We start from the raw sequence: 26,762 nt of genomic DNA on the forward strand, positions 1-26,762 counted from the left end.
TTATGTATGACCAATACACGGCAAACGGGCTGTCCTCGCCAGACGACGTCTGAGAACCCGCGGCGGTGCAAGCGTCGAGGGTGGGCTAAGCGGCTACGCCGCTTCAAGACAAAGAAGAGGCGCTTCGCAGCGTGCTTCACGCGTGCGAGCACTCGGCGTGGTCCTGGTAGGCGCGGACCAGCGTGATGATCAGCAGCGCGGCCGACACCGGGCCCGCGACGAGCGCGGCCACGAGCGGCACCTCCAGCCCGTCGACGGCCAGCGCGCACGCCACCAGCAGCAGCGGGTAGGCGAACCGCAGGACGTTGCGCTGCCAGCGGGTGCTCCAGCGCACGTGGCCGGAGCTGAGAGCGGTCAGGGCGGCGGCGAAGCCGAACAGCAGCGGCGCGGACAGGTCCAGGTCCTGGGTCATCGGTGAGTGCGGCTGCAGGGCCAGCTGCAGCAGCGCGGCCACCCAGGCGGCGCTGCCGAGGAAGAGCAGGGGGAGCAGCACCCACGACCGGACCGCGAGCCTCCCCAACACCGAACACAGCAGCACGCGTAGAAGGATGAACGGCGCGCCCAGCCGTCGGCACCCTTCGCGAAGGGTGGCGCGCCGGGCGGTGCGTTTGGTGCGTTGGGCGGTTGCGGACCGGTCGACAAGAGCTCGGAATACCCGACGGGGGGTCTGCGTTGCAGGGGGCGGACCGCCCCTGCGGTGCAGGTCATGTGCTGCGGTCTGGCAGAATGCAAGGCTGATTCCGGCTCCGGTTCACCGCGCGGCAGCGGCCGCGTGGACCCGGCGGCCAACGAGAGAGGACGAGCCGTTGAAGAGTGGCATTCACCCCGAGTACGTGGAGACGCAGGTCAACTGCGGCTGCGGCAACAGCTTCACCACCCACAGCACCCGCAAGAGCGGCCAGATCACCGTTGAGGTCTGCTCCAACTGCCACCCGTTCTACACGGGCAAGCAGAAGATCCTGGACACCGGCGGTCGCGTGGCGCGCTTCGAGGCCCGCTACGGCAAGCGCAAGAAGTAGCTGTGACGACGGCGCCCGCCCCGCGAACTCGTGGGGCGGGCGCCGTCTCTTGTTCAGTGCCGTTGCCGTCCGCCAGCCAGTGAAGAAGGTCCGCCAGTGGAGACGTCGAAGCTCGAATCGCTGCTCGCCGAGTACCAAGAGCTGGAGCAGCAGCTGGCCGATCCCGGCGTGCACGCCGACCAGGCGCGGGCCCGCAAGCTCGGCCGCCGGTACGCGGAGCTGACCCCGATCGTGCGCACCTCCCGCGAGCTGGACCAGGCGCGATCCGACCTGGAGGCGGCCCGGGAGTTCGCCGCCGAGGACGCCGGGTTCGCCGAGGAGGCCGACCGGCTGGCCGAGTCGCTGCCCGCGCTGGAGGCCAAGCTCACCGAACTGCTGCTGCCGCGCGACCCGCACGACGGCTCCGACGTGCTGCTGGAGGTCAAGTCCGGGGAGGGCGGCGAGGAGTCCGCGCTGTTCGCCGGTGACCTGCTGCGCATGTACCTGCGCTTCGCCGAGCGCCGCGGCTGGCGGGCCGAGGTGCTCGACGCCACCGAATCCGACCTGGGCGGCTACAAGGACGCCACGGTCGCCATCAAGGCCAAGGCCGGCGACACCAGCCCCGACGGGGTGTGGTCGCAGCTGAAGTTCGAAGGCGGCGTGCACCGCGTGCAGCGGGTGCCGGTCACCGAGTCGCAGGGCCGGGTGCACACCTCGGCGGCCGGGGTGCTGGTCTACCCCGAGCCGGAGGAGGTCGAGGTCGAGCTCGACGAGAAGGACCTGCGCATCGACGTCTACCGGTCCTCCGGGCCGGGCGGGCAGAGCGTGAACACCACCGACTCCGCGGTGCGCGTCACCCACCTCCCGACCGGCATCGTGGTGTCCTGCCAGAACGAGAAGTCGCAGCTGCAGAACAAGCAGCGCGCCATCCTGGTGCTCAAGGCCCGCCTGCAGGCGCTCGCCGAGGAGGAGGCCGAGCGGGAGGCGTCCGAGGCGCGGCGCAGCCAGGTGCGCACGGTGGACCGCTCCGAGCGGGTCCGCACCTACAACTTCCCGGAGAACCGGATCTCCGACCACCGGGTCAACTACAAGGCCTACAACCTGGACCACGTGCTCGACGGGGACCTGGACGCCGTGATCGGTGCGCTGCTCGCCGCCGACCGGCAGGAACGCCTGGCGCTCTAAGCTGGCGACGTGACCCGACAGCCCTTGCGCCTGGCCATCCTCGAGGCGGAGCGAATGCTCGCCGCTTCGGGTGTGGCGAGTCCGCGCACCGACGCCGAGCTGCTTGCCGCGCATCTGCTCGGCGTCGAGCGGACCAAGCTGATGATGGTGCCGCTGGTGGATCCGCCGGTGGTCCAGGCGCTGCACGACCTCGTGCGCCGTCGGGCGGCCCGCGTTCCGCTGCAGCACCTGACCGGCAACGCCTCGCTCGGCGCTGTGACCTTGTCCGTGGGGCCGGGCGTGTTCGTGCCCCGCCCGGAGACCGAGCTGCTGCTGGAGTGGGGCGCGAGCATCCTCGAAGGCATCGACAAGCCGGTCGTGGTGGACCTGTGCACGGGTTCCGGTGCGTTGGCGCTGGCGATGGCCAACGCCCGCCCGGACGCCGCCGTGCACGCGGTGGAGAAGGACCCGGCCGCGCTGTCCTGGGCCCGCCGCAACGCCGACCAGCAGGCGGAGGCCGGTGACACCCCGATCCAGCTCTACGCCGGGGACGTCACCGACCCGCTGCTGTTCATGGAGCTGGAGGGCCTGGTCGACCTGGTCCTGTGCAACCCGCCGTACGTCCCAGAGGGCACCCCGGTGCCGCCAGAGGTCCGCGACCACGACCCGCACGCCGCGGTGTTCGGCGGGCGCGACGGGCTGGACGTGGTGCGCCACGTGGTCAGCTGCGCGGCCCGCCTGCTCCGCCCGGGCGGCGGGGTGGCGATCGAGCACGACGACACCCACGGCGGCTCCGTGCCCGCCCTGCTGCGCGCCCGCCGCGTCCTCACCGACGTCCAGGAGCACGCCGACCTCGCCGGTCGTCCTCGCTTCGCCACCGCCCGCCGCACCCTCCCGGAGAACAGCACCCTCCCGGAGTGATGCTCGGCTAGCGGTGGGTGTTGACGAACTCGCGGAGCAGGGCGTTGAACTCGGTCGGCCGCTCGCGGTTCGGCCAGTGGCCCGCTTCCGGCAGCACCCGCAGCATCGAACCGGGGATCGCGCCCGCCGCGTCGCGGGCGGCCTGGACCGGCACGATGGCGTCGCGCTCGCCGTGGATCACCATCACCGGGCACTGCAGCTGCCCGAGGTGGGGCAGGTGGTTGATGTTCATCGACTTGCGGCCGACCGCGTCGTGGTGCCAGTCGGCGAACACCGAACCGCGCGCGGCGGCCTCGGCGCTGACCTCGTCGACAATGGACTCCAGGTCGGACACCGGTTGGCCACCGGTGAAGAACAGCTTGGTCAGCGCGTAGCGGACCAGGGACCGGTTGAGCCGCAACAACTTCGCGGCGAACGGCCCGGCGAACTTGGACCGCAGCGCGAGGTGGGCGAGCAGGTGCCGGTGCATCCGGTGCTGCATCCCGGTGCTGTCCACAAGCACCAGTCCGCGCACCCGCTGCGGGTGGCGCAGCGCGAACCCGGCCGCGATGCTGCCGCCCATCGACAGGCCCACCAGCGTCGCCTGCGGCACCTGCCAGGCGTCCAGCAGCCAGCGCAGCACCTCCTCGAAGGTGCGCTGGTTGGCGCTCCCGCGCCACGGCATGCTGCCGCCCTGACCAGGCAGATCGGGTACGAAGACCCGGTGGTCGGCCGCGAGCACCCCGATGGCGTGGCGCCAGCTGATCAGCGCGTTGTCCGGCCCGCCGCCGTGCAGCAGGACGATCGCCGGTCCGCTGGTCCCGGCCCGGAAGAACCGGATCCGGCCGGCCGGGAACTCGATGTGGTCGACCTCGACACCCTGGGGTGGGGCGGTCATCTTCTGCTCTCCTCGCGTTCGATCTTCACGGTGCCCGCTCAGGAAGACGCGCGAACGCCGCGGGCGTTGCCGTGTTCGCGAGCACACTGAACGGATCTCGGTCCGGGGTCGCGGCGTTACTCGCTGCGCATCGTCCCGGACGGTGATCTCCTGCACCACTCGAACGGGCAGCGCTTGCAAGCGGCACGACCGGGCGTGCCAGGATCGGGGTGTGAGCACCGTCTATGACTGCACTACTCCGGACAGCCGCGAGCAGGGTCTGGCCGCCGCGGCCAACATCGTTCGCGCCGGTGGGCTCGTCGTGCTGCCCACCGACACGGTTTACGGCATCGGCGCGGACGCCTTCGACGCCAACGCGGTCCGCGCGCTGCTGGCCGCGAAGGGCCGCGGCCCGGACATGCCGGTCCCGGTGCTGGTCGGCTCCTGGTCCACTGTGGACGGACTGGTGATGTCGGTCCCGCAGCAGGCGCGGGCGCTGATCGAGGCGTTCTGGCCGGGCGGGCTGTCGCTGGTGCTGCCGCAGGCACCGTCGCTGAACTGGGACCTCGGCGAGACCCGCGGCACGGTGAACCTGCGGATGCCGCTGCACCCGGTGGCCCTGGACCTGCTGCGCGAGGTCGGCCCGATGGCGGTGTCCAGCGCGAACCGCACCGGTCGGCCGCCGGCCTCCAACGCCACCGAGGCGCGCGAGCAGCTCGGCGACTCCGTGCAGGTCTACCTCGACGGCGGGCCGTCGGGGGAACCGGTGCCCTCCACCATCGTCGACCTCACCCAGGGCGCGCCGCGCGTGCTGCGCGAGGGCGCGGTGAGCCTGGCGGACCTGTCCGACGTGCTCGGGACGGACCTGACCGCGGAGAGCTGACGCTCGGCGAGGACCGGTGGTCGAGGCCTCGGCGAAGGCCGATAGCGTAATACTCCGGATCCGCAACGTGGAATGCGACGAGGAGCGCTGGGCTTGAAGAATCCGTTCTGGGGGCTGGACGTCGACCACCCGCGACCGGGTGCGTGAGCCACCGGCATGGACAGCGAATCCTGGGCTCCAGCCGGGCTTCCCGCCCGTGAGTACCTGCTGGTCCTGCTCACCGCGGCGGCGACCACGTTCCTGCTGACCGGATTGGTGCGCCTGCTGGCGTTCCGGGTCGGCGCCGTGGCCTACCCGCGGCAGCGCGACGTGCACGTCGAACCGATGCCGCGGATGGGCGGCGTCGCGATGTACGGCGGGGTGCTGGCGGCGATCTTCCTGGCCTCGAACCTGCCCGCGCTCTCCCGCGGCTTCACCTACTCCAACGACGCCTGGGCCGCGGTCGCGGCCGGTGGGCTGATCGTGCTGGTCGGCGCGCTGGACGACCGCTTCGAGCTGGACTCGCTGACCAAGCTGGCCGGGCAGGTCACCTCCGCCGGGATCCTGGTCATCGCCGGGGTGCAGTGGTTCGTGCTGTGGGTGCCCTGGGGCGGTTCCGAGGACTCGGTCGGCCAGCTGATGGTGCTCAGCAGCAACCAGGGCCAGCTGCTGACCGTGCTGCTCACCGTCGCGATGATCAACGCGATGAACTTCGTCGACGGGCTCGACGGGCTGGCCTCCGGGATCGGCCTGATCTCGGCGACCGCGACGTTCGTGTTCTGCCTGGGCGTGCTGGACCGGCAGAACGGCGACGTCAACGCCTACCCGCCGGCGCTGATCGCGGCCGCCATCGCAGGCGCCTGCCTGGGCTTCCTGCCGTACAACTTCCAGCCCGCGAAGCTGTTCATGGGCGACTCCGGCTCCATGCTGATCGGGTTGATGCTGGCCACCGCCAGCACCTCGGCGTCCGGGCGGATGCTCACCAACGACGTCGACCCGAGCGACACCATCGCGCTGCTGTCCCCGCTGCTGGTGGTCGCGGCGGTGCTGTTCGTCCCGCTGCTGGACCTGATCATGGCGGTGGTGCGGCGCACGAAGGCGGGCAAGAGCCCGTTCCACGCCGACAAGATGCACCTGCACCACCGGCTGCTGGAAATCGGGCATTCGCAGCGCCGCGCGGTGCTGCTCATCTACCTGTGGGCGGCGGTCATCTCGTTCGGCGCGGTGTCGTTGACGCTGTTCAACGCCGTGGTTGTGGCGTGGGTCGTAGGCCTCGGGGTGCTGCTGGCGGCTATCATCTCGGTGATTCCGCGTATGCGAGCCCGAGCTGAACGAGAGTCCTGATGAGCGAAACCACCGATGAGCCGACCGTGAACCCGCACGCCGAGACGGTGCGCAGGCTCGCATCGGCCATGCTGCGCACCGCGGTGTGGCCGGGCGTCGCGACGGTGGTGGTCGCGGCGGTCGTGGCGACCGCTCTGGTCGGTACCCCCGGGCTGCTCGGAGCGCTGGTCGGCGGTGTCGTGGCGTTCGGCTCGTCGCTGCTGACGATCTGGTTGATGCGCTTCACCGGCGGCATGAACCCGCACTTCGTGATGGTCGCCGCGCTCGGCGGCTACGTCGGGAAGATGCTGGTGCTGCTGGTGGTGATGACGTTGCTCGGCGGTGTCGAAGCGCTGCACCGGGAGTCGCTGGCGTTCACCATGCTGGCCACCGTGATGGTGTGGGCGGGGGCCGAGGTGGTCGCGTTCAAGCGCACCAAGATTCCCACGATCGTGCCAGGGTCCTGACGGTCCCGCGGGCTGGGCATTTTCGGACCACATGTCGGTTGCCTACCTACCCGCTGGTATCGTCTCGCACCAGATTCCTTCCCCGCGCAGCGCCGGGCCTCGACTCTTCGGAGTTCACGCGGTCGCAGGCGGCGGGGAGGGCCCCTCCTCGTGCCCGATCGCGTATCAGGTACGTTAAGTGCAAAACGTGACGATTCCCCCGGTGGAGTGAAGTTCCGCTGGGAGAACCGGAAGGAGCCCAGTTGGGCGCGCTGATGCTGGCTGAGGGCGGAACTTTCACACCGCCGGGTGCCGATAGCTTTGTCCTTCCGCCGATCTTCGGCGGAGTCACCAAGCCGATGCTCCTCGTCGTGCTCTCGGCGATCATCGTGGGCGCCTACTTCGTGATCGCCACCCGGAAGCTGAAGCTGGTTCCGGGCAAGGGGCAGTTCGTCGCGGAGTTCATCTACGAGTTCAGCCGCAACAAGATCGCGCGGGAACACATCGGGGCCAAGGACTTCCGCCCGTTCGTGCCGCTGATCTTCACGCTGTTCACCTTCGTCCTGGTGAACAACATCTTCGGCATCATCCCGATCATCCAGTTCCCCACCATGTCCCGCATCGGTTTCCCGATCGCGCTGGCGCTCATGGTGTACCTGGTGATGCACGGTGTCGGCTTCGCCCGGCACGGGTTCCTGGGCTACTTCAAGCACATCATGTTCCCGCCCGGGGTGCCGAAGCCGATCTACGTGCTGCTGTCGCCGATCGAGCTCTTCCAGAAGTTCATCGCGCAGCCCGCTGCTCTGGCGATCCGAGTGTTCGCCGCGATGTTCGCCGGCCACCTGATCCTGCTGGTGTTCACCCTCGGAGGTGAGTACCTGCTGACCGAGGCCAGCGCCATGTTCAAGCCGATCTCGATCGTCGGTTTCGCCTTCGCGATCGCGCTGACCTTCGTCGAGGCCCTGATCCAGGTGCTGCAGGCGTACATCTTCGCGTTGCTGACCGCGAGCTTCATCGGCGCAGCGCTGTCCGAAGGCCACTGACGAGTGTCCGAAGGCCACTGACCAAAAGACTTCGTTCCGATAAAAGGACCTGTCGATCCGCGCCGAGAAGCGGACCGAGTGAAAGGTAGTGACAGTGAGCAACATCGTTCTCGCGCAGGCAGCTGAGGCCGCGGGCTCCATCAACCCCGGTCTGGCCGCCATCGGCTACGGCCTGGGCGCTATCGGCCCGGGTGTCGGCGTCGGCCTGATCTGGGCCGCGGTCATCAACGGCACCGCCCGCCAGCCGGAGGCCCAGGGCCAGCTGCAGGGCATCGCCTGGATCTCCTTCGTTCTGGTCGAGGTGCTGGCGCTGATCGGTCTGGTCGTTTACTTCATCGCTTCCGCTGCCTGAGTTAACGGCTCAACGCGTTGGGAGACGTTGTGGTGAAGACGCAGATGCTGCTGGCCGCGGAAGGCGAGCACAACCCGATCATCCCCGAGCCGGCGGAGATCGTGGTCGGTCTGATCGCGTTCTTGCTGCTGCTGTTCGTGCTCTGGAAGTTCGCGGTTCCGCGCTTCGAGAAGGTCTACGCGGAGCGCAGCGAACGGATCGAGGGCGGTATCGCCAAGGCCGAGGCCGCGCAGGCCGAGGCCCAGCGGACGCTGGAGCAGTACAAGGCTCAGCTGGCTGAGGCTCGCGCAGAAGCGGCCCGGATCCGCGACGACGCCCGTGCTGAAGGCCAGCAGATCCTGGAAGAGATGCGCGCCCAGGCTCAGGCCGAGTCCGAGCGGATCGTCAACCAGGGCCAGACCGCGCTGGCGCACCAGCGGGCGCAGATCGTCGCCGAGCTGCGGTCGGACCTCGGCCGCCAGGCGGTCGAGCTGGCCGGCCGGGTCGTCGGCGAGTCCCTGGAGGACGAGGCCCGTCGGCGGGGCACCGTCGACCGGTTCCTGGACGAGCTGGAGGCCACCTCGGCCCCGGCTGAATCTTCCAAGGCCTAACCGAGTGAAAGGCGCTGAGAGTTGAGCACCCTCGTGAACGCCGCGAGCCGCGAGGCACTGGCAGCCACCGAGCTGCAGCTGCTGCAGGCCACTGACGGGGCCTCGGCCGCGGAGATCACCGGGCTCGCCGACGAGCTGTTCGGCGTGGCCGCTCTGCTGGGCGGGGAGTCCACGCTGCGGCGGGCGCTCGCCGACGCCTCCATCGACCCGCGGTCCAGGGAAGACCTGGCCCGCGGGCTGCTGGCGGACAAGCTCGGCGCGCGGTCGCTGCCGGTTGTCGTCGAAGCCGTCCGGTCCCGCTGGTCCGGGGCGAACGACCTGGTCGACGGTCTGGAGCGGTTGGCCCGCACCGCACTGCTGGTGCAGGCCGAGCGCGCCGGTCGCCTCGACGCCGTCGAGGACGAGCTGTTCCGGCTGGGCCGCATCGTCGGCTCGCAGGTCGACCTGGAGCGGTTGCTGTCGGCCCCGACCGGGGACCCCGCGGGCAAGGACGCGGTCGTCGACCAGCTCGTCGCGGGCAAGGTCGAACCGGTCACCTTGAACCTGGTCCGCCAGCTGGTGGCCCGGCCGCGCGGCCGTCGGGTCAGCGAGGGTCTGGAAGAGCTGGCCGAGCTGTCGGCGAAGCGCCGCGAACGCTCGGTGGCCCACGTCCGCTCTGCGATCCCGCTCAGCGAGGAGCAGCAGCAGCGGCTGGCGCGCACCCTGCAGCGGATCTACGCACGCCCGATCGCCCTGCACCTCGAGGTTGATCCCGGGGTCGAGGGCGGGCTGCTGATCCAGGTCGGCGACGAGGTCATCGACGGCAGCATCACGGGACGCCTGCAGTCCCTTCGACGCGACCTCGCCAACTAGCTGAGGCTCGTGGCGACCACGCGTCGAACACCCACTCCCTTCCAAGAACGAACCGAGGGCAGGAACGAGACATGGCGGAGCTGACGATCTCGTCGGACGAGATCCGCAGTGCGATCGAGAAGTACGTCTCCAGCTACTCCCCGGAGGTCAGCCGCGAGGAGGTCGGGGTCGTCACCGATACTGGTGACGGCATCGCCCATGTCGAGGGCCTGCCTTCGGTGATGACCGAGGAACTGCTGGAGTTCCCCGGCGGCATCTACGGTGTCGCGATGAACCTGGAAGCCCAGGAAATCGGTGCGGTCATCCTGGGCGAGTCCGAGAAGATCGAGGAGGGCCAGGAGGTCAAGCGGACCGGCAAGGTCCTCTCGATCCCGGTCGGCGACGGCTTCCTGGGCCGCGTGGTCAACCCGCTGGGTGACCCGATCGACGGACTCGGCGAGATCGAGGCCGAGGAGCAGCGCCCGCTGGAGCTGCAGGCGGCGACGGTCGTGCAGCGCAAGGGCGTGCACGAGCCGATGCAGACCGGCATCAAGGCCATCGACTCGATGACCCCCATCGGTCGCGGCCAGCGCCAGCTGATCATCGGTGACCGCAAGACCGGCAAGACCACGGTCGCGGTCGACACGATCATCAACCAGAAGAAGGCCTGGGCCACCGGCGACCCGGACAAGCAGGTCCGCTGCATCTACGTCGCGATCGGCCAGAAGGGCTCCACGATCGCCGGCGTGAAGCGGTCCCTCGAGGACGCCGGTGCGATGGACTACACCACCATCGTCGCCGCCCCGGCCTCCGACTCGCCGGGTCTGAAGTGGCTGGCGCCGTACGCCGGTTCGGCCATCGGTCAGCACTGGATGTACCAGGGCAAGCACGTCCTGATCATCTTCGACGACCTGACCAAGCAGGCCGAGGCGTACCGCGCGATCTCGCTGCTGCTGCGTCGTCCGCCGGGCCGCGAGGCCTACCCGGGTGACGTCTTCTACCTGCACTCGCGCCTGCTCGAGCGCTGCGCGAAGCTGTCGGACGAGATGGGCGCCGGTTCGATGACGGGTCTGCCGATCATCGAGACCAAGGCGAACGACGTGTCGGCCTACATCCCGACCAACGTCATCTCGATCACCGACGGTCAGTGCTTCCTGCAGTCCGACCTGTTCAACGCCGGTCAGCGCCCCGCCATCGACGTCGGTATCTCGGTGTCGCGCGTTGGTGGTTCGGCGCAGATCAAGGCGATGAAGGGCGTCACCGGTTCGCTCCGGCTCGACCTGGCCCAGTACCGCGAGCTGGAGGCCTTCTCGGCCTTCGCCTCCGACCTGGACGCCGCGTCGAAGGCGCAGCTGGACCGCGGTGCCCGCCTGATGGAGGTCCTGAAGCAGGGCCAGGGCGAGCCGCTCCCGGTCGAGGAAGAGGTCGTCTCCCTCTTCATCTCCACCAAGGGCCACCTGGACTCGGTGCCGGTCGCCGACGTGCGCCGCTTCGAGACCGAGTTCCTGGCGCACATGCGCCGGACCCACGAGACGACGCTCAAGGACATCGTCGAGACCGGCAAGCTGTCCGCGGACGGCGAGAAGTCGATCGTGGACGCGGTCGAGGACTTCAAGAAGCAGTTCACCGCCTCGGACGGCGCCTCCGTGGCGCCGAGCGAGCCGGACGCCGAGGCGCTGGCCGCGGACGAGGTGGGCCAGGAGACCGTGAAGGTCAACCGACCCGCACCGAAGAAGTGACGTAATGGCTCAACTTCGGGAACTCCGGAACCGCATCCGGTCGATCAAGTCGACCCGGAAGATCACCAAGGCGCAGGAGCTGATCGCTACCTCGCGCATCATGAAGGCGCAGGCCAGGGTGGAGGCTTCGCGGCCTTACGCCACGGAGATCACCAACGTCCTGTCCGCGCTGGCCGACGTGAGCACGTTGGACCACCCGCTGCTGACCGAGCGCTCGAACCCGAAGCGCGCCGGCGTGCTGGTCGTGACCAGCGACCGGGGTTTCTGCGGTGGCTACAACGCCAACGTGATCAAGGCGGCCGAAGAGCTGCAGTCCCTGCTGCGCGAGCAGGGCAAGGACCCGGTGCTGTACGTCATCGGCCGCAAGGGCGAGTCGTACTACCGGTTCCGGCAGCGCAAGATCGAGGCGAGCTGGACCGGGTTCAGCGACCGCCCCGAGTACTCCGACGCGGCCGAGATCGGCGAGACGCTGGTCAAGGCCTTCCTGGCGGGTGCTGACGACTACCTCGACGACGGTGGTCCGGACGGTAAGCTGGGCGTGGATGAGCTGCACCTGGTGCACACCGAGTTCGTCTCGATGCTCACCCAGCGGCCGGCGGTCCGGCGGATCGCTCCGCTCGAGGTCGAGTACTCCGACGAGCCGGTGCAAAAGACGCTCAAGTCCGCTTACGAGTTCGAGCCGGACGCCGAGACGTTGTTCGCCGCGCTGCTGCCGAAGTACATCAAGACCCGGCTGTACGCGGGTCTGCTGGACTCGGCGGCCGCGGAGCACGCGGCCCGGCGGACGGCGATGAAGTCGGCGACGGACAACGCGGACGAGTTGATCCGCAACCTCAGCCGCGAAGCCAACCAGGCCCGCCAGGCCCAGATCACCCAGGAAATCAGCGAGATCGTCGGCGGTGTCGAGGCGCTCTCGTCCGCAGGAAGTGAGTGACATGACTGCTGCTACTGCCACCAGCACTGGCACCGGCCGCGTCGTCCGGGTGCTCGGCCCGGTCGTGGACGTCGAGTTCCCGCGCGACCAGGTGCCGGACCTGCTCAACGCCCTCACGGTGGACATCACCGCCGAGGGCATGGCCAAGACGCTGACGCTCGAGGTCGCCCAGCACCTGGGCGACAGCGTCGTGCGGACGATCTCGATGCAGCCGACCCAGGGCCTGGTCCGCGGCGTGACCGTGACCGACTCCGGCGCGGGCATCTCGGTGCCGGTCGGTGACGTGGTCAAGGGCCACGTGTTCAACGCGCTGGGCCACTGCCTGGACGAGCCGGGCTACGCGGCCGACGCCGAGAAGTGGACGATCCACCGCAAGGCGCCGAGCTTCGACCAGCTCGAGGGCAAGACCGAGATGCTGGAGACCGGCATCAAGGTGATCGACCTGCTCACCCCGTACGTGCAGGGTGGCAAGATCGGTCTGTTCGGTGGCGCCGGTGTGGGCAAGACGGTGCTCATCCAGGAGATGATCCGCCGAGTCGCCAAGAACTTCGGTGGTACCTCGGTGTTCGCCGGTGTCGGTGAGCGAACCCGCGAGGGCAACGACCTCTGGGTCGAGATGGACGAGTCGGGCGTGCTGGCCGACACCGCGCTGGTGTTCGGTCAGATGGACGAGCCGCCGGGCACCCGCATGCGGGTGGCGCTGTCCGCTCTGACGATGGCGGAGTACTTCCGCGACGTGCAGAACCAGGACGTGCTGCTGTTCATCGACAACATCTTCCGGTTCACCCAGGCGGGCCAGGAGGTGTCGACCCTGCTGGGCCGCATGCCGTCCGCGGTGGGTTACCAGCCGACGCTGGCCGACGAGATGGGTGAGCTGCAGGAGCGCATCACCTCGACCCGGGGCCGTTCGATCACCTCGATGCAGGCGATCTACGTGCCGGCGGACGACTACACCGACCCGGCGCCGGCCACCACCTTCGCCCACCTGGACGCGACCACGGAGCTCTCCCGTGCGATCTCGCAGAAGGGCATCTACCCGGCGGTGGACCCGCTGGCCTCCACCTCCACCATCCTCGACCCGGCGATCGTCGGCGAGGAGCACTACCGGGTGGCGCAGGAGGTCAAGCGGATCCTGCAGAAGTACAAGGAACTGCAGGACATCATCGCCATCCTCGGTATGGACGAGCTGTCCGAAGAGGACAAGGTGACGGTGCAGCGGGCGCGTCGCATCGAGCGCTACCTGTCGCAGAACTTCTTCGTGGCCAAGCAGTTCACCGGCCAGGAGGGCTCCTTCGTTCCGCTGAAGGAGACCATCGAGGCGTTCGACAAGCTGTGCAAGGGCGACTTCGACCACTACCCGGAGCAGGCCTTCCTGTCCATCGGTGGTCTGGACGACCTCGAAGCGGCTTACAAGAAGCTCACCGAGAAGTGAGCGCACGACCCCGCTAGGGGTCCGCACGAACCGGCAACGGGGTCGAGGTCCGACGGGCCTCGACCCCGTTGCCGCAAGCAAGCCTTCCCGCCCGGCCAGTCACGATCGCCCTGGTGGCACCGGATAGACTGCGGGCAAACACCCGACAAAGGAGACGCGCGTGGCCAACATGTCCGTCCAACTGGTCGCCGTCGAGCGCCGCCTGTGGTCCGGGGAAGCGACCGCTGTTGTCGCGCAGACCACCGAGGGAGAGATCGGTGTCCTGCCGGGGCACGAGCCGCTGCTCGGTGAGCTGATCGAGGGCGGTGTGGTGCGCATCACCACTGCCGACAAGGAGACCGTGACCGCTGCGGTCCACGGCGGGTTCCTGTCGGTCACCGCGAACGGTGTGAGCGTGCTGGCCGAGTCCGCGGAGCTGGCCGACGAGATCGACGTCGCGCAGGCCCGCCAGGACGCCAAGAGCGAGGACGAGCAGGCCCGAGCACGGGCTGCGAGCCGATTGCGAGCAGCCGGTCACGCGGCCTGATCCGGGCCTGGCATGGGCTCCCCGGTCGTGTGGTTCGTGGTGGCGTTAGGGCTGCTGCTGGTGGCAGCCCTGGTCGTTGCCGGGCTCGCCTGGCGGCGGCTCCGGGAACTGCGCGCCGGGGGCATCGACGTGGCGCTGCGTATCAGCAAGGACGGCGCGGGTCGGGGCTGGCACCTGGGTGTGGCGCACTACCGGGGCGAGGAGTTCGCCTGGTACCGCGTGCTGAGCCTGCGGTCGGGGCCGAACTGGGTGATCAACCGCCGCAACGTGGAGATCGCCCAGCGGCGCGAGCCGACGACGGCGGAGGCGTACGCGATGCCCGCCGGTTCGACCGTGCTGGACCTGACCGGTCCGGATCTGGAGCTGGCGATGGGGCGCGATGCGCTGACCGGTTTCCTGTCCTGGCTCGAGTCGGCGCCGCCCGGCCATTCGGTGCCGTGGGCGTCCTGAGCGCCGGTCGAAGAGCTTTTCAGCGGGGTCCGCTTTCCGGGCCCCGCTTTTTCACGCCCTGCTCAAGTCGTGGCTGATGTCGTGGAGCAGTTGGAGGAACACCTCGGTCAGCGGTGCGTGCCTGGTGCTGGTCGGCACGGCGGCGTGGATGCGCCGGTGCAGCCCGGACGCGAGCGGCCGGTGGGTGGTGCCCGGAGCGCCTGCGATGGCCAGGCGCGGGATGAACGAGACGGCCACGCCGGCTGACACCACGGCCTCGGCGACGGCGTAGGACTCGAACTCGAACGCGACCCGCGGAGCGAAGCCCTCGGCGCGCGCGGCGGTTTCGAGCTGCTGGCGGTTCGGGAGGTCCATCGGCGCGCTGGCCCAGGTGTCGTCGCGGAAGTCCACGAGCTGCGGCGAGGTGTTCCCGGCGCGCGGATGGTCGGTGGGGAGCACCGCGTGGACCGGGTCGTCCAGCAGGTGCACGAGGCGGACGCCTGGTTGCGCCTCCAGCGGCTCGGTGTACTCGCCGACCAGTGCGAGGTCCAGGCGGTGCTCCGCGACCCGCTCGATGCCGTTGGCCGGGCCGAGGTCGACGACGGACAGCTCGGCGTCGGGGTGGCGGTGGCGCATCGCGGCCAGCGCCTCGGGGAGCAGTGCGAGCCCCGCGGTGGGGAAGGCGCCGAGGCGGAGCCGGTTGCGGTGCTCGTCGCGGAAGCGCTGGGCGTCGCTGGTGGCGTCGTGCAGCGCGGCGGCGATGCGTTCCGCGCGTTCGGCCATGCGGGAGCCCAGCGGGGTCAGGCGGACGCCGTGGGGGAGTCGCTCGACCAGTTGGGCGCCGACCTCGTCCTCCAGGCGGATCAGCTGCTGGGACACCGCCGGTGGGGTGCGGCCGAGCTGTTCGGCGGCGCGGGTCACGCTGCCGTGTTCGCGCAGCGCCAGCAGGACGAGGAGCCGGGACGGGTCGAGCATGAAGGTTCACTTTACGCGCCCCAAGAATCGATAACTGGATGTGAACGGGCGGTCGGGGAAAGACTGGGGGCGTGACCAAGCAGGCCAGTTTCACGATCGAACTCGAACCCATCGACAGCCCGGACGCGCAGCAGGCGCTCGGCGAGTACGTCGCCGAGCTGGACCGGCGCTTCCCGAGCGGGTTCGACACCTCCCGCGCCGCCCCACCGGCCAAGAGCGACTTCGTCCCGCCCGCGGGGGCGTTCCTGGTGGTGCGCGTCGACGGGCGGGTCCTCGGCTGCGGCGCGGTGCGCACCGAGCCGGACGGCGTCGGGGAGATCAGGCGCATGTGGATCTCGCCGGAGCTGCGGGGGAGAGGTGCCGGGCGGGCGCTGCTCGCCGAGCTGGAGGAGCAGGCCCGGCAGCTCGGCTGCGACCGGGTCCGGTTGGACACCGCGGCGGAGCTGCGCGAGGCACGAGCCCTCTACGACTCGGCGGGATACCGGGAGATCCCGGCCTACAACGACAACGAGTACGCGCGGCACTGGTACGAAAAAGCGCTGGGGTGATCCGAAGGCGTCGAACTACTCTCCCGGGGTGCGCATCGAGATCGTCGACTACGACCACCCGGACTCCCAGCAGCTGATCGAGGTCCTGCAACAGGAGTACGTCGACCGCTACGGCGAGGAGGACGTCACCGCGGTCGATCCGGCCGAGTTCCGGCCACCGCAGGGGCTGTTCCTGCTCGGCTACTCGGACGGCCGCCCGGTCGGTTCGGGCGGGTGGCGCGCCCGCGAGGGCGATGAGCCGGGACTCCAGGACGGCGATGCCGAGATGAAGCGGCTGTTCATCGTGGCCGAGGCGCGTGGCAGCGGCCTGTCGCGGCAGCTGCTCGCCGAGCTGGAGCACACCGCCGCGAAGGCCGGCCGCAAGCGCATGGTGCTGGAGACCGGTGAGCGCCAGCCGGAGGCGATCGGCCTCTACACCTCCGCCGGCTACGCGGAGATCGAGAAGTTCGGCGCGTACCGGGACGATCCGCTGAGCCGCTGCTACGCCAAGGAGCTGTAGCTAGGCGTTCCCGCCCGGCTTCCAGAGCACGTCGCCGTCCGGGTTGGCCACGCGCGCCAGGATGAACAGCAGGTCCGACAGCCGGTTCAGGTACTTCGCCGGCAGCGGTGAGGTGCGCTCCTCGTCGGCTTCCTGCAGCGCCCACGCAGAGCGCTCGGCCCGACGGGCCACGCAGCGCGCCTGGTGCAGCAGCGCCCCGCCCGGAGTGCCGCCGGGCAGGATGAACGAGTCCAGCTTGCCGAGCCGCTCGTTGAACTCGTCGCACCAGCCCTCGAGCCGGTCGACGTAGTTCTGGGTGATGCGCAGCGGCGGGTACTTCGGGTTCTCCGCGATCGGGGTGGACAGGTCCGCGCCCACGTCGAACAGGTCGTTCTGCACCGCGCGCAGCACCGCGACGACGTCTTCGCCGAGGTCAGCGGTGGCCAGTGCCACGCCGAGCACCGAGTTGGTCTCGTCCACGTCGGCGTAGGCGACCAGCCGCGGATCGGTCTTGTGCACCTTGGAGTTGTCCGACAGCCGGGTCGTGCCGGAATCCCCGGCCCGCGTGTAGATCTTCGTGAGGTGGACAGCCATGCCGACAGCCTAGGCGGGCGGGCCGGGGAGGTTCCCGGTTTGTCGGCCTCCCGGCGCACCCGCCCCGATGGCGGTGGTGGGCGGGCCGTAACCTCGATGCTCGTGAGTGAGCACTTCCGGGTACACGGCGGAGCGCGTCTCGTCGGCGAGGTCGACGTGGTCGGTGCGAAGAACAGCGTGTTGAAGCTGATGGCGGCCGCGCTGTTGGCGGAGGGCACGACGACGATCGTCAACTGCCCGGAGATCCTCGACGTTCCGCTGATGGCCGACGTGCTGCGCAGCCTCGGCTGCGACGTGTCGATCGACGGCGGCACGGTGAACATCACGACGCCCGCGGAGATCAGCCACGAGGCGGTTTCGCCGTCGATGGGCAAGCTGCGCGCCTCGGTGTGCGTGCTCGGACCGCTGGTGGCCCGCTGCCGCCGCGCGGTCGTGACGCTGCCGGGCGGCGACGCGATCGGGTCCCGGCCGCTGGACATGCACCAGAACGGTTTGCGGCAGCTGGGCGCGACCAGCCACATCGAGCACGGCGCGGTGGTCGCCGAGGCGGAGAACCTGCGCGGCGCCCAGATCTGGCTGGACTTCCCGAGCGTGGGCGCGACGGAGAACATCCTGATGGCCGCGGTGCTGGCCGAGGGCACCACGGTGATCGACAACGCGGCCCGCGAGCCGGAGATCATCGACCTGTGCGTGATGCTGCAGCAGATGGGCGCCAAGATCGAGGGTGCCGGCACGTCCACGCTGACGGTGCACGGCGTGACCGCGCTCAAGGCGGTCGAGCACCGCGTGATCGGCGACCGGATCGTCGGTGCGACCTGGGCTTTCGCCGCTGCGGCGACCCGCGGTGACATCACGGTGCGCGGGGTGGACCCCGGCTACGTGAACCTGGTGCTGGAGAAGCTGCGCAGCGCTGGTGCGGAGGTGACCACCGGCGAGGAGAGCTTCCGCGTGGTGATGCACGGCCGCCCGCACGCGGTGGACTTCGTCACCCTGCCCTACCCGGGCTTCCCGACCGACCTGCAGCCGATGGCGCTGGCGCTGTCCGCGGTGGCCGACGGCACGTCGATGATCACCGAGAACCTGTTCGAGTCCCGGTTCCGGTTCATCGAGGAGCTCGTGCGGATGGGCGCCGACGGGCGCACCGACGGCCACCACGCGGTCGTGCGCGGGCTGGACCGGCTTTCCAGCGCCCCGGTGTGGGCGACGGACATCCGCGCCGGTGTGGGCCTGGTGCTGGCGGGTCTGTGCGCGGACGGCGTGACCGAGGTGTGGGACGTTTTCCACATCGACCGCGGTTACCCGAACTTCGTGGAGAACCTGCGCAGCCTGGGCGCGGACATCGAGCGCGTGACCGACTGATCTCGCGCGGTCACGCCGGGTTCCGGCGTTCGTGCAGCAGGAGCAGGGTGTAGGCCGCGATCGACTGCGCGTCGGTGATCTCCTCCGCGGCGATCATCTTCTCGAATTCGGTGCGGTTGAACCACGCGGTGCGCATGTCCTGTTCCTCGTGTTCCCGTTCGTGCGCGCCGGTGGTCAGGCCGGTCGCGAGGTACACGCGTCCGCGTTGGCTGGACATGCCCGGTGCGACGTCCAGGGTGCCGAGGTCGACCATGTTCGCCGCTCGCAGGCCGGTTTCCTCGCGGAGTTCGCGGGCGGCGAGTTCGGCGGTGTCGATGTCGATCCGGTCGGGTGCGGTGCCTTGCGGGAATTCCCAGCGGCGCAGGCCCAGCGGGTAGCGGTACTGCTCGACGAGGTGGAGCCGGTCCCCGTCGAGCGGGATCACCAGCGCGTAGTGGGGTTTGTCGACGACCCCGTAGATCCCTTCGGAGCCGTCGTCCCGGCGCACCCCGTCTTCGCGCACCGACATCCACGGATTCGCGTACACCTCGCGGCTGCTCGTCTGCTCCATGCCGCCATGGTGCCGGAAGGCAGGCGCGCGGGGTCGACGCGCCTGCTCAGCCGGCAAGCGCGTGCGCGGGTCCGCGCGGTCTCGGCAGGTGCCGTTCGATGAGCGCGCGGTGCTGGGCCGGTGTCGCCCGGCCGCCTGGTCGCGGTGTTCGTGACGGGTCCACTGTGGATGGTGGGGTGAAGGTGGGGCGCCCGTCGTGCACGGCGATCTCCCACCGCTGGCCGTGCACCGTGCGGTGGTGGTGTCCGCAGAGCATGACCAGGTTCGACAGGTCGGTGGGCCCGCCGTCGATCCAGGACACGATGTGGTGCGCGTCGGGTGCCCCGGGCGGTCGATCGCAGCCGGGGAAGGCGCAAACGCCGTCGCGCTGGAGCAGCGCGGCACGGATGTGGGCGGGCGCGGTGCGCTTGGTCCGGCCCATGTCGAGGGGGATCCCGTCGCTGTCGAGGACCATCGGCAGCACCTCGCAGTCGCAGGCGATGCGGCGGATGTTCTCGGCGGTGATCGACCGATCGGTGGCGTCCAGGGTCCCGGGCATGCCGTCTTCGTCGCCCCGGTCGAGGCCGCGCTTGAGCTCGTCGAAGTCGACGGTGACGGTCAGGTGCGGGCGCTGGCCACCCGCTCGCGGCATCTCGTCGGAACCCGCGGCCAGGTCCAGGATCGCGCCGAGCGCATCGGCGTTGCGCTGACCGGCGGTGCGGGGGTCCTTCTCGCCGTCGAGCTCCGGTCGGGGCGCGGCCAGCGGCTCGACCAGGGCGGCGAACTTCGCCCCGGTCTCGCGGTCGAGGCGCGCTTTGATGACCATCATGCCGTCGCGCGCGGTGGTGTAGTGCAGTTCCCGCGCTTCGTGCTGGTTCTCCTCGTCGCGGTAGGCCCCGTCCTGGTCCAGCAGGTAGCGGAGCCGCTCGGCGATGATCGCCAGCTCCCGCGGCGGCATCTGCCGCGCCCATCCGGCCAGCATCGAATCGACCTCGGCCAGCCTGTGGCACCGCGCGTGCTCAGGGAGCTTCTTGATCCCGGCGACGATCACGCGTGCGTGCTCCAGGCCGATCGCACCTTCGGCCATGGCGGCTGCGGTGGCGGGGAGATCGGCGGCGACGGGCTCGCCGTGGAGCGTCGCGCGGTCCTCGACGTTGTGCGCAACGGCGACGCGCCCCCTGGCATCGCGGTAGTCGATGTTGAGCAGGCCCTGCAACCAAGCAGGCATCGACCGCGCCCCGTGCTCCCCGAACAGCCCGCGACATTCGGCCTCGGCGATCAGCCGGAGCTGCTCGAACATGGCCGCCCGCATGGACTCCTCCAGCTCCTGGATCCGGGCGACGACGTCGGCATCAGTCCAGGACACCGGAGCCGACCGCGCACCGGCCTCGGCGCCCTCGGCGGCGTCGGAAACGCTCATCAACGGTGTCATGCCTCAATGATCCCGAATCGAACAATCGTTCGCATGCGATTTACGATCGCTTGATCAGGTGAAAACTCGCATGCAAACGCGAAAACCGTTACAGGACAGGGGTAAACGACCCGCGTTTGATCTAGGCCTGCCGCTAGGTCGACGAACGCTCCAGTCCCGGAGATCAGCTTCCGAAGACCGCTCTTCAAGCTCGGAGATGACGTCCGCGCGACAACGACACCCCCCGCACGTTCCGCTGCAACCGACGCGTATCCCCAAAAACGCGTTCAGCCGCGATCGAGAACCCGAGCCAACCCCAGCCATCCCCCCGCATCGTTCAGCCGAGCCGCACCACGCCCGCTCGCACGGCGAAACCACCCACGCCCCACCCGCCCCCCACGGTCAGCCCCCGCGAGCGAAGCGCAGCAATCCCACAACGAGCCATCCCCGCGACCCAAAGCCAAACTGGGGGCTGCGGGCCGGATGTCAAGCCTGAAACCCCGAAGGGGCGGCCGTCAGGCCGGGCTTGACATCCGGACCGCGGCCCCAAAAATCCGACCAAGCGGGGATGGCCCAGCACGGCGGAACATCCACCAGCCCCAACCACGACCAATCCCGAAACGCAAGGAACAAACCCGAAAACCCCAACCCAGGCCGAACGAGAAACCCGAGGAGGAGACCCCAGTGCCAACCCCCTGGTGGCGAAACGCGGTCGTCTACCAGGTCCTCCCGCGCAGCTTCGCCGACGCCAGCGGAGACGGAATCGGCGACCTCCCCGGCCTGACGTCCAAACTGGACCACCTCACCGACCTCGGCGTGGACGCCCTCTGGCTGACCCCCTGCTACCGGTCCCCGTGGACGGACGCGGGCTACGACATCACCGACCACCGCAAAGTGGATCCAGCCCTCGGCACGCTCGCCGACTTCGACCGGATGCTCGCCGAAGCCCACGCCAGAGGCCTCCGCGTCCTCCTCGACGTGGTCCCGAACCACACCTCGGACCAGCACGAGTGGTTCCGCCGAGCACTGGCCGCCACCCCGGGTTCCCCGGAGCGCGATCGCTACGTCTTCAAGGACGGCAGGGCCCCGGACCGTCCGCCGAGCAACTGGGAGTCCCGCTTCGGCGGTTCGGCCTGGACCCGGACCTCCGACGGGCAGTGGTACCTGCACCTGTTCGCCCCGGAACAACCGGACCTGAACTGGCGCGACCCGCGAGTCCGCGAGGAGTTCGCCGGCATCCTCCGCTTCTGGGGCGATCGGGGCGTGGACGGATTCCGCATCGACGTGGCCGCAGCCCTGGTCAAGGACCTGCGAGAACCCCTCCGGGACGTGGTGGGCGGCGAGGGCTGCGAGGGGCTCGACGATTTCGCGGCCAACCCGGACCACCCGTTCCTGGACCGGCCGGAGGTCCACGAGATCTACCGCGAGTGGAACCGGATCTTCCACGAGTTCGATCCGCCGCTGATCGGCGTGGCCGAGGCGTGGGTCCGGGGCGATCGCCGGGTCCGCTACATCCGCCCGGGCGAGCTCCAGCAGGCGTTCAACTTCGAGTTCCTGCGGGTGCGCTGGCGGGCCGCGGACTACCGCCGGGTGGTGGCGGAGTCGATCGCGGCAGCGCGTTCGGTGGGCCGGACGGCGACGTGGGCTCTGAACAACCACGACGTGGTGCGCCAGGTGTCGGTGCTCGGCCTGCCTCGTGGCGTCGACCCGCGCGTGTGGCTGACGACGAACGGCACCGACCCGCCCGCCGACCTGGAGCTCGGCACCCGCCGGGCGAGGGCGGCGATCATGCTCGTGCTGGCGTTGCCCGGATCCGCCTACCTGTACCAGGGCGAGGAGCTGGGCCTGCCGGAAGTCGCCGACCTGCCAGCGCAGGTGCTGGGGGATCCGAAGCGCAGCGGCAAGGACAAGGGCCGCGACGGCTGCCGGGTCCCGCTGCCTTGGACCAGGGGCGGACCGTCGTTCGGTTTCGGCGGCCCCCGGCCGTGGCTGCCGCAACCCCGCGACTGGGGCGACTACTCGGTCGAGGCGCAACGAGGAGACCCCGACTCGATGTTGGAGCTCTACCGCTCAGCTCTGCGGCTGCGCCGGGAGTTCAGCGGTAATGAGTCGTTCAGCTGGGACGACGACCGGAACGTCGGCGACGTCCTGGCCTTCCGGCGCGGCGAGGTCCTGGTCCTGGTGAACACCGGCAGCACCACCGCACCGCTCCCCGCCGGTTCGGTCCTGCTGGCCAGCTCCCCGCTCGAGGACGGCCTCCCCGCCGACACCGCCGTCTGGCTGCGCCGCGAATGAGAACGGGGACCTCCCGACCATTCAGGTCAGAAGGTCCCCGTGCGCGGTTCTCAGCTGCTCGCGCCGTTCAGCTTGGACTTCCGGCGCCCGTACCCGAAGTACACCGCCAGTCCGATCGCCGTCCACACCGCGAAGGTCAGCCAGGTGACGGTGTCCAGGCCGAAGATCAGGTACACGCACAGCGCCAGGCCCAGCAGCGGGATCCACGGCATCAGCGGCGTCCGGAAGCTGCGCGGCAACTCCGGCCGGGTCCGGCGCAGGACCAGGACGCCGATGTTGACCAGGCTGAACGCGACCAGGGTGCCGATGCTGGTCGCCTCGGCGAGCTGGTTGAGCGGCACGACCGCGGCCAGCAGCGCCACCACGACGCCGACCAGGAGGGTGTTGCGGGCCGGCACCGCGCGCCTGTTGACCTGCGACAGCATGCCCGGCATCAGGCCGTCCCGGGACATCGAGACCAGGATCCGGGTCTGGCCGTACAGCACGGTCAGGACCACCGAGGCGATGGCGACCACCGCGCCGAACGCGAGCACCACCGAGGCCCAGCCCTGCCCGGTCACGATGCGCAGCGCGGTGGCCAGCGAGGCGTTGGAGTCGGCCAGCGCGTCGACGCCGACCGCGCCCACCGCGGCGAAGGCGACCAGCACGTAGATCGCGGTGACGATGGCCAGCGACAGGATGATCGCGCGCGGCAGGTCCCGCTTCGGGTTGCGGGCTTCCTCACCTGCGGTGGAGGCCGCGTCGAAGCCGATGAAGGAGAAGAAGACGGCCGAGGCGCCCACCGAGATGCCGGCGAAGCCGTACGGGGCGAACGGCGCCATGTTGTCCGAGTTGAACGCGGTGATGGCCACCGCGACGAAGAACACCAGGACCGCGATCTTGAGCAGGGTGGTGATGGTGGTGACCCGCGCGCTTTCCCGCACGCCGCGCAGCAGCACGGACGTGGCCAGCAGCACGATCAGCGCGGCCGGGATGTTGACCACGCCGCCTTCGCCGGGTGGTGCGGACAGCACGTCCGGGATGGTGACACCGACGGTGCCCTGCAGGAACTCGTTCAGGTAGCCGCCCCAGCCGACGGCGACCGCTGCGACGGACACGCCGTACTCCAGCAGCAGGCACCAGCCGCAGATCCAGGCGACGAGTTCGCCGAGCGTGGCGTAGGTGTAGGAGTAGGCGGAACCGGACACCGGGACGCTGCCGGCGAGTTCGGCGTAGGCCAGGGCGGAGCACAGCGCGGCCAGGCCGGCCAGCACGAAGGACACGACCACCGCGGGTCCGGCGGCCGGGGCGGCTTCGGCCAGCACCACGAAGATCCCGGTTCCGAGCGTCGCGCCGACCGAGAGCGCCACCAGGGGGACCAGGCCGAGGGTGCGGCGCAGCTGGGTGTGCGAGCCCTCGTCGGCGAGTTGCTCAGCGGGTTTGACGCGCATCAGGGTTCGGGCGAATGACACGAGCGGTAACGTTATCTCGCCCAGCGGGAACATCGAGGTCCGACCTGGCTCGACCCGCCGGTGGACACGGGGGTGCTCGGCTTCTCGATCGGCGCCCGTACGCTGTGCCGGGTGCGACTCGTCATTGCCCGCTGCCAGGTGGACTACATCGGCCGACTCACCGCGCATCTGCCCATGGCGCAGCGCTTGCTGCTGGTGAAGTCCGACGGTTCGGTGTCGGTGCACTCGGACGACCGGGCCTACAAGCCGTTGAACTGGATGAGCCCGCCGTGCTGGCTGATCGAGGATCCGGGCGTGTGGACGGTGCAGAACAAGGCCGGCGAGAAGCTGGTGATCACCGTCGAAGAGGTGCTGCACGACTCCAAGCACGAGCTGGGCGTCGAGCCGGGCCTGGTCAAGGACGGCGTCGAAGCGCACCTGCAGGAGCTGCTGGCCGAGCACGTGACGACGCTGGGCGAGGGGTGGTCGCTGGTGCGCCGCGAGTACCCGACCGCGATCGGCCCGGTGGACCTGATGTGCCGGGACGCCAACGGCGCGAGCGTGGCGGTGGAGATCAAGCGGCGCGGCGAGATCGACGGCGTCGAGCAGCTGACCCGCTACTTGGAGCTGCTCAACCGCGACCCGCTACTGTCCCCGGTGACCGGCATCTTCGCGGCGCAGCAGATCAAGCCGCAGGCCCGCACGTTGGCGGAAGACCGGGGCATCCGCTGCGTGGTGCTCGACTACGAGAAGCTGCGCGGCATCGAGCCGGACGAGTACCGGCTGTTCTGATCTTCTGCTGAGAAGGGGCGCTTCCCGGGCATCGGTGCTGGGAGGCGCCCCTTCTCGCGTCAGGCGGTCTTGATCGCGCCGCCGTCGACGAGGTGGTCGGCGCCTGCGGTGCTCGCCGCGTGCGGGGAAGCGAGGAAGGCGACCAGCGCCGCGACTTCGGTCGGTTCGACCAGGCGTCCGGTGGTCATGCCCGCTTCCGCCGGGAGCTGGGCGAGCAGGTCGGCCAGCGGGATGCCGAGCGCGTCCGCGAGCTGTGCGCCGTGCCCGTCGGCGCCCTCCCACATCGAGGTGCGCACCGGGCCGGGGGAGATGGTGTTGACCCGCACGCCCTGCGGTCCGACTTCGGTGGACAGGGCTTTGCTGAACGCGGTCAGCGCTGCCTTGGCGGTGGTGTAGGGCATCGGTCCGGAGTGCGGCAGCCGGGCGCCGACCGACGAGATGTTGACGATGGCGCCCTTGCGGTCGAGCAGGCTCGGCAGTGCTGCGCGGGTGGTGCGCACCGCGCTGAAGAAGTTCAGCTCGAAGGTCTGCTGCCACTGCTCGTCGGTGAGCTCGGCGAATCCGGCGACCAGGCCGCCGTCGCCGCCTCCGACGTTGTTGACCAGAAGGTCTAGCGGTCCTGCCTCGGCGATCGCCCGGTCGACCAGGTGCTTCGGCGCGTCGGGCTCGGACAGGTCGGCGGGGATTCCGATGGCGCCCGTCGCCGCCAGTTCCGGCGAGATCGTGCGCGCCGCTGCGACCACGCGCATGCCTTCGGCGGTGAGCGCGGATGCGATGGCCAGGCCGATGCCGCGGCTGGCGCCGGTCACGAGGGCGGTCTTGCCGGAAAGCTGCAGGTCCACGCCTGCCTCCTCTGTTGCGTCGAGAGTGACGCGACAAACTATAGAGATGCAACATAGATGTTGCAACTAATAGTTCAGCTGGGACAGTGCTGTAGTGTTCGCCGGGTGACGCGAGCGATGCGGGCGGACTCGGAGCGGACGGTTCAGGTGATCCTGGAGGCCGCTGAGCGCGTGCTGCGCGCAGATCCGGGAGCGTCCATGGCGCAGATCGCCGAGGCCGCGGGGGTCGCGCGCACCACGGTGCACCGCCGGTTCGCCAGCCGGGAGTCGCTGGTGGAGGCGATGGCCGTCTGGGCGGCCGAGCAGTTCCGCGACGCCGTCGCGACGGCCCGCCCGGACACTGCTCCGCCGCTGGTCGCGCTGCACCAGGTCACCGCCAACGTGCTGCGGGTGAAGGTCGACTGGGGTTTCGCGATGAGCCGGACCGCAGGTGGCGAGGTCGAGCGCATCCACGAAGAGGTGCGGCAGTCCTGCATCGACCTGTTCGGCCGCGCTGCGGATTCAGGTGTGCTGCGCGCGGACGTGGACCGGGAGTGGGCTCGGCGGGTCTACTACGCGCTGATCCACGAGGCCGCCGAAGCCGGCTGGGACGGCGGCGACGTCGACGAGCTGGCGGCGCGGGTGGTCGACACGCTGCTGAAAGGCGTCGGGGTCTGAGCTCAGGTGCCGTCGGGCTCGCCCGTGCGGCAGGTGTTCAAGTGCAGCGCCGGCCACGGCGCGATGAGGTCGGCGAGATGTCGCAGGAATGCGGTCGACCGGTCTTGTCCGGTGCCGGCCTTTCCGGCGGAGTCGATCGGGGCCTCGGCGAGTCCGGCGATGATGGCCAAGTCGATTCGGGCGTTCACGGCTCCTCCCCCTGGACCGCTGCGCGTGTACCTGATGTGACGGTACCGGTCACAATCCGTCGCAGGTGGGTTGCGCTTCGCATATCACTCGCTTGGCCCCGCCTCTCGGCGCCGATGATCGATTCAGTTGCGGATCCAACGAATTGATATCGGGTCGGTGTGAGCTGCTGCACTGTGCGGTACTGTCCGGCTGCGGTTGCCGAGTGGTGGTTGTCGTT

30 protein-coding genes are annotated in these 26,762 nt (G+C 69.8%); 21 read left to right on the forward strand and 9 right to left on the reverse strand.

What is annotated here, in order from left to right; genetic code table 11:
- Positions 1-136 precede the first annotated feature (136 nt).
- Positions 137-538: a hypothetical protein gene (locus OU415_RS21370; protein WP_270950701.1), complete on the reverse strand. Its 402-nt coding sequence runs from the start codon at positions 536-538 to the stop codon at positions 137-139.
- A gap of 268 nt (positions 539-806) precedes the next feature.
- Between OU415_RS21370 and rpmE the strand changes: the two genes are divergently transcribed.
- The 3 genes from rpmE (at position 807) to prmC (ending at position 3,083) form a co-directional block, all read left to right on the forward strand.
- Complete coding sequence (gene rpmE, locus OU415_RS21375; protein WP_145737802.1) at positions 807-1,019, forward strand: 50S ribosomal protein L31; 213 nt, start codon at positions 807-809, stop codon at positions 1,017-1,019.
- Between the two features lie 96 nt (positions 1,020-1,115).
- A complete protein-coding gene (prfA, locus tag OU415_RS21380; protein ID WP_270950702.1) occupies positions 1,116-2,183 on the forward strand; it encodes a peptide chain release factor 1 in 1,068 nt (355 codons plus the stop codon).
- A 9-nt stretch (positions 2,184-2,192) separates the two neighbouring features.
- Entirely contained in the window at positions 2,193-3,083 is an 891-nt protein-coding gene (gene prmC, locus OU415_RS21385; RefSeq protein ID WP_270950703.1) for a peptide chain release factor N(5)-glutamine methyltransferase, read from the forward strand.
- A gap of 7 nt (positions 3,084-3,090) precedes the next feature.
- Here prmC and OU415_RS21390 read toward each other — a convergent pair whose 3' ends face one another.
- The gene (locus tag OU415_RS21390; protein ID WP_270950704.1) at positions 3,091-3,960 is read right to left on the reverse strand and encodes an alpha/beta fold hydrolase; all 870 of its coding nucleotides are present in this window, start codon (positions 3,958-3,960) and stop codon (positions 3,091-3,093) included.
- Positions 3,961-4,171: 211 nt separating this feature from the next.
- Between OU415_RS21390 and OU415_RS21395 the strand changes: the two genes are divergently transcribed.
- The 12 genes from OU415_RS21395 (at position 4,172) to OU415_RS21450 (ending at position 14,467) form a co-directional block, all read left to right on the forward strand.
- Positions 4,172-4,822, forward strand: coding sequence for an L-threonylcarbamoyladenylate synthase (locus OU415_RS21395; protein WP_270950705.1), 651 nt, complete (start codon positions 4,172-4,174; stop codon positions 4,820-4,822).
- A 156-nt stretch (positions 4,823-4,978) separates the two neighbouring features.
- Complete coding sequence (locus tag OU415_RS21400; protein WP_270950706.1) at positions 4,979-6,145, forward strand: glycosyltransferase family 4 protein; 1,167 nt, start codon at positions 4,979-4,981, stop codon at positions 6,143-6,145.
- The gene (locus OU415_RS21405) at positions 6,145-6,591 is read left to right on the forward strand and encodes a hypothetical protein (protein WP_270950707.1); all 447 of its coding nucleotides are present in this window, start codon (positions 6,145-6,147) and stop codon (positions 6,589-6,591) included. The genes OU415_RS21400 and OU415_RS21405 overlap by 1 nt, the downstream gene beginning before the upstream one ends.
- Positions 6,592-6,833: 242 nt before the next feature.
- A complete protein-coding gene (gene atpB / locus OU415_RS21410) occupies positions 6,834-7,613 on the forward strand; it encodes a F0F1 ATP synthase subunit A (protein WP_270950708.1) in 780 nt (259 codons plus the stop codon).
- 94 nt (positions 7,614-7,707) lie between these two features.
- Positions 7,708-7,965 carry an ATP synthase subunit c family protein gene (locus OU415_RS21415; RefSeq protein WP_150067739.1) on the forward strand — a complete coding sequence of 86 codons (258 nt, stop codon included), beginning with the start codon at positions 7,708-7,710 and terminating at the stop codon, positions 7,963-7,965.
- A 32-nt stretch (positions 7,966-7,997) separates the two neighbouring features.
- The gene (locus tag OU415_RS21420) at positions 7,998-8,555 is read left to right on the forward strand and encodes a F0F1 ATP synthase subunit B (RefSeq protein ID WP_270950709.1); all 558 of its coding nucleotides are present in this window, start codon (positions 7,998-8,000) and stop codon (positions 8,553-8,555) included.
- Between the two features lie 21 nt (positions 8,556-8,576).
- Positions 8,577-9,407 carry a F0F1 ATP synthase subunit delta gene (locus tag OU415_RS21425; protein WP_270950710.1) on the forward strand — a complete coding sequence of 277 codons (831 nt, stop codon included), beginning with the start codon at positions 8,577-8,579 and terminating at the stop codon, positions 9,405-9,407.
- A gap of 71 nt (positions 9,408-9,478) precedes the next feature.
- The gene (gene atpA / locus OU415_RS21430; RefSeq protein ID WP_270950711.1) at positions 9,479-11,125 is read left to right on the forward strand and encodes a F0F1 ATP synthase subunit alpha; all 1,647 of its coding nucleotides are present in this window, start codon (positions 9,479-9,481) and stop codon (positions 11,123-11,125) included.
- Positions 11,126-11,129: 4 nt separating this feature from the next.
- Positions 11,130-12,059, forward strand: coding sequence for a F0F1 ATP synthase subunit gamma (locus OU415_RS21435; protein ID WP_270950712.1), 930 nt, complete (start codon positions 11,130-11,132; stop codon positions 12,057-12,059).
- A gap of 1 nt (position 12,060) precedes the next feature.
- On the forward strand, positions 12,061-13,491 hold the full coding sequence (gene atpD / locus OU415_RS21440) for a F0F1 ATP synthase subunit beta (protein WP_270950713.1): 1,431 nt from the start codon (positions 12,061-12,063) through the stop codon (positions 13,489-13,491).
- A gap of 160 nt (positions 13,492-13,651) precedes the next feature.
- Positions 13,652-14,017 carry a F0F1 ATP synthase subunit epsilon gene (locus OU415_RS21445; RefSeq protein WP_270950714.1) on the forward strand — a complete coding sequence of 122 codons (366 nt, stop codon included), beginning with the start codon at positions 13,652-13,654 and terminating at the stop codon, positions 14,015-14,017.
- Between the two features lie 12 nt (positions 14,018-14,029).
- A complete protein-coding gene (locus tag OU415_RS21450; RefSeq protein ID WP_270950715.1) occupies positions 14,030-14,467 on the forward strand; it encodes a DUF2550 domain-containing protein in 438 nt (145 codons plus the stop codon).
- A gap of 51 nt (positions 14,468-14,518) precedes the next feature.
- Here the strand turns inward: OU415_RS21450 and OU415_RS21455 are convergent, their stop codons facing one another.
- On the reverse strand, positions 14,519-15,421 hold the full coding sequence (locus OU415_RS21455; RefSeq protein WP_270950716.1) for a LysR family transcriptional regulator: 903 nt from the start codon (positions 15,419-15,421) through the stop codon (positions 14,519-14,521).
- A 71-nt stretch (positions 15,422-15,492) separates the two neighbouring features.
- Between OU415_RS21455 and OU415_RS21460 the strand changes: the two genes are divergently transcribed.
- The gene (locus tag OU415_RS21460; protein ID WP_270950717.1) at positions 15,493-15,969 is read left to right on the forward strand and encodes a GNAT family N-acetyltransferase; all 477 of its coding nucleotides are present in this window, start codon (positions 15,493-15,495) and stop codon (positions 15,967-15,969) included.
- Between the two features lie 28 nt (positions 15,970-15,997).
- Entirely contained in the window at positions 15,998-16,468 is a 471-nt protein-coding gene (locus OU415_RS21465; RefSeq protein ID WP_270950718.1) for a GNAT family N-acetyltransferase, read from the forward strand.
- Here the strand turns inward: OU415_RS21465 and OU415_RS21470 are convergent, their stop codons facing one another.
- Positions 16,469-17,041: a cob(I)yrinic acid a,c-diamide adenosyltransferase gene (locus tag OU415_RS21470; RefSeq protein ID WP_270950719.1), complete on the reverse strand. Its 573-nt coding sequence runs from the start codon at positions 17,039-17,041 to the stop codon at positions 16,469-16,471.
- A gap of 102 nt (positions 17,042-17,143) precedes the next feature.
- On the opposite strand from OU415_RS21470, the gene murA reads away from it, so the two are divergent.
- Positions 17,144-18,400 (forward strand): UDP-N-acetylglucosamine 1-carboxyvinyltransferase, encoded by a 1,257-nt coding sequence (gene murA / locus OU415_RS21475; protein WP_270950720.1) that lies wholly within the window; start codon positions 17,144-17,146, stop codon positions 18,398-18,400.
- Between the two features lie 10 nt (positions 18,401-18,410).
- Here murA and OU415_RS21480 read toward each other — a convergent pair whose 3' ends face one another.
- Complete coding sequence (locus OU415_RS21480) at positions 18,411-18,950, reverse strand: NUDIX domain-containing protein (RefSeq protein ID WP_270950721.1); 540 nt, start codon at positions 18,948-18,950, stop codon at positions 18,411-18,413.
- 46 nt (positions 18,951-18,996) lie between these two features.
- Entirely contained in the window at positions 18,997-20,361 is a 1,365-nt protein-coding gene (locus OU415_RS21485) for an HNH endonuclease signature motif containing protein (protein WP_270950722.1), read from the reverse strand.
- 663 nt (positions 20,362-21,024) lie between these two features.
- Here OU415_RS21485 and OU415_RS21490 point away from each other — a divergent pair.
- The gene (locus tag OU415_RS21490; protein ID WP_270950723.1) at positions 21,025-22,635 is read left to right on the forward strand and encodes a glycoside hydrolase family 13 protein; all 1,611 of its coding nucleotides are present in this window, start codon (positions 21,025-21,027) and stop codon (positions 22,633-22,635) included.
- 50 nt (positions 22,636-22,685) lie between these two features.
- Here the strand turns inward: OU415_RS21490 and OU415_RS21495 are convergent, their stop codons facing one another.
- On the reverse strand, positions 22,686-24,086 hold the full coding sequence (locus OU415_RS21495) for an amino acid permease (protein WP_408641884.1): 1,401 nt from the start codon (positions 24,084-24,086) through the stop codon (positions 22,686-22,688).
- 111 nt (positions 24,087-24,197) lie between these two features.
- On the opposite strand from OU415_RS21495, the gene nucS reads away from it, so the two are divergent.
- Positions 24,198-24,857 (forward strand): endonuclease NucS, encoded by a 660-nt coding sequence (gene nucS, locus OU415_RS21500; protein ID WP_270950724.1) that lies wholly within the window; start codon positions 24,198-24,200, stop codon positions 24,855-24,857.
- Positions 24,858-24,916: 59 nt separating this feature from the next.
- On the opposite strand, the gene OU415_RS21505 is transcribed toward nucS, so the two are convergent.
- Positions 24,917-25,699, reverse strand: a complete 783-nt coding sequence (locus tag OU415_RS21505) for an oxidoreductase (RefSeq protein ID WP_270950725.1) — start codon at positions 25,697-25,699, stop codon at positions 24,917-24,919.
- Between the two features lie 105 nt (positions 25,700-25,804).
- On the opposite strand from OU415_RS21505, the gene OU415_RS21510 reads away from it, so the two are divergent.
- Entirely contained in the window at positions 25,805-26,356 is a 552-nt protein-coding gene (locus OU415_RS21510; protein ID WP_333778380.1) for a TetR/AcrR family transcriptional regulator, read from the forward strand.
- A gap of 2 nt (positions 26,357-26,358) precedes the next feature.
- Here OU415_RS21510 and OU415_RS21515 read toward each other — a convergent pair whose 3' ends face one another.
- Positions 26,359-26,544, reverse strand: coding sequence for a hypothetical protein (locus OU415_RS21515; protein WP_270950726.1), 186 nt, complete (start codon positions 26,542-26,544; stop codon positions 26,359-26,361).
- Positions 26,545-26,762 lie beyond the last annotated feature (218 nt).

It is taken from the genome of Saccharopolyspora oryzae, assembly GCF_027853915.1.
GTDB lineage: Bacteria > Actinomycetota > Actinomycetes > Mycobacteriales > Pseudonocardiaceae > Saccharopolyspora > Saccharopolyspora oryzae.

Coding starts and splice junctions, on each gene's coding strand:
- OU415_RS21480 (WP_270950721.1), bottom strand. CDS start 18,950: ATGGAGCAGACGAGCAGCCGCGAGGTGTACGCGAATCCGTGGATGTCG.
- OU415_RS21470 (WP_270950719.1), bottom strand. CDS start 17,041: ATGGCTGTCCACCTCACGAAGATCTACACGCGGGCCGGGGATTCCGGC.
- atpD (WP_270950713.1), top strand. CDS start 12,061: ATGACTGCTGCTACTGCCACCAGCACTGGCACCGGCCGCGTCGTCCGG.
- OU415_RS21485 (WP_270950722.1), bottom strand. CDS start 20,361: ATGACACCGTTGATGAGCGTTTCCGACGCCGCCGAGGGCGCCGAGGCC.
- atpA (WP_270950711.1), top strand. CDS start 9,479: ATGGCGGAGCTGACGATCTCGTCGGACGAGATCCGCAGTGCGATCGAG.
- OU415_RS21450 (WP_270950715.1), top strand. CDS start 14,030: ATGGGCTCCCCGGTCGTGTGGTTCGTGGTGGCGTTAGGGCTGCTGCTG.
- OU415_RS21405 (WP_270950707.1), top strand. CDS start 6,145: ATGAGCGAAACCACCGATGAGCCGACCGTGAACCCGCACGCCGAGACG.
- OU415_RS21435 (WP_270950712.1), top strand. CDS start 11,130: ATGGCTCAACTTCGGGAACTCCGGAACCGCATCCGGTCGATCAAGTCG.
- OU415_RS21455 (WP_270950716.1), bottom strand. CDS start 15,421: ATGCTCGACCCGTCCCGGCTCCTCGTCCTGCTGGCGCTGCGCGAACAC.
- OU415_RS21390 (WP_270950704.1), bottom strand. CDS start 3,960: ATGACCGCCCCACCCCAGGGTGTCGAGGTCGACCACATCGAGTTCCCG.
- OU415_RS21400 (WP_270950706.1), top strand. CDS start 4,979: ATGGACAGCGAATCCTGGGCTCCAGCCGGGCTTCCCGCCCGTGAGTAC.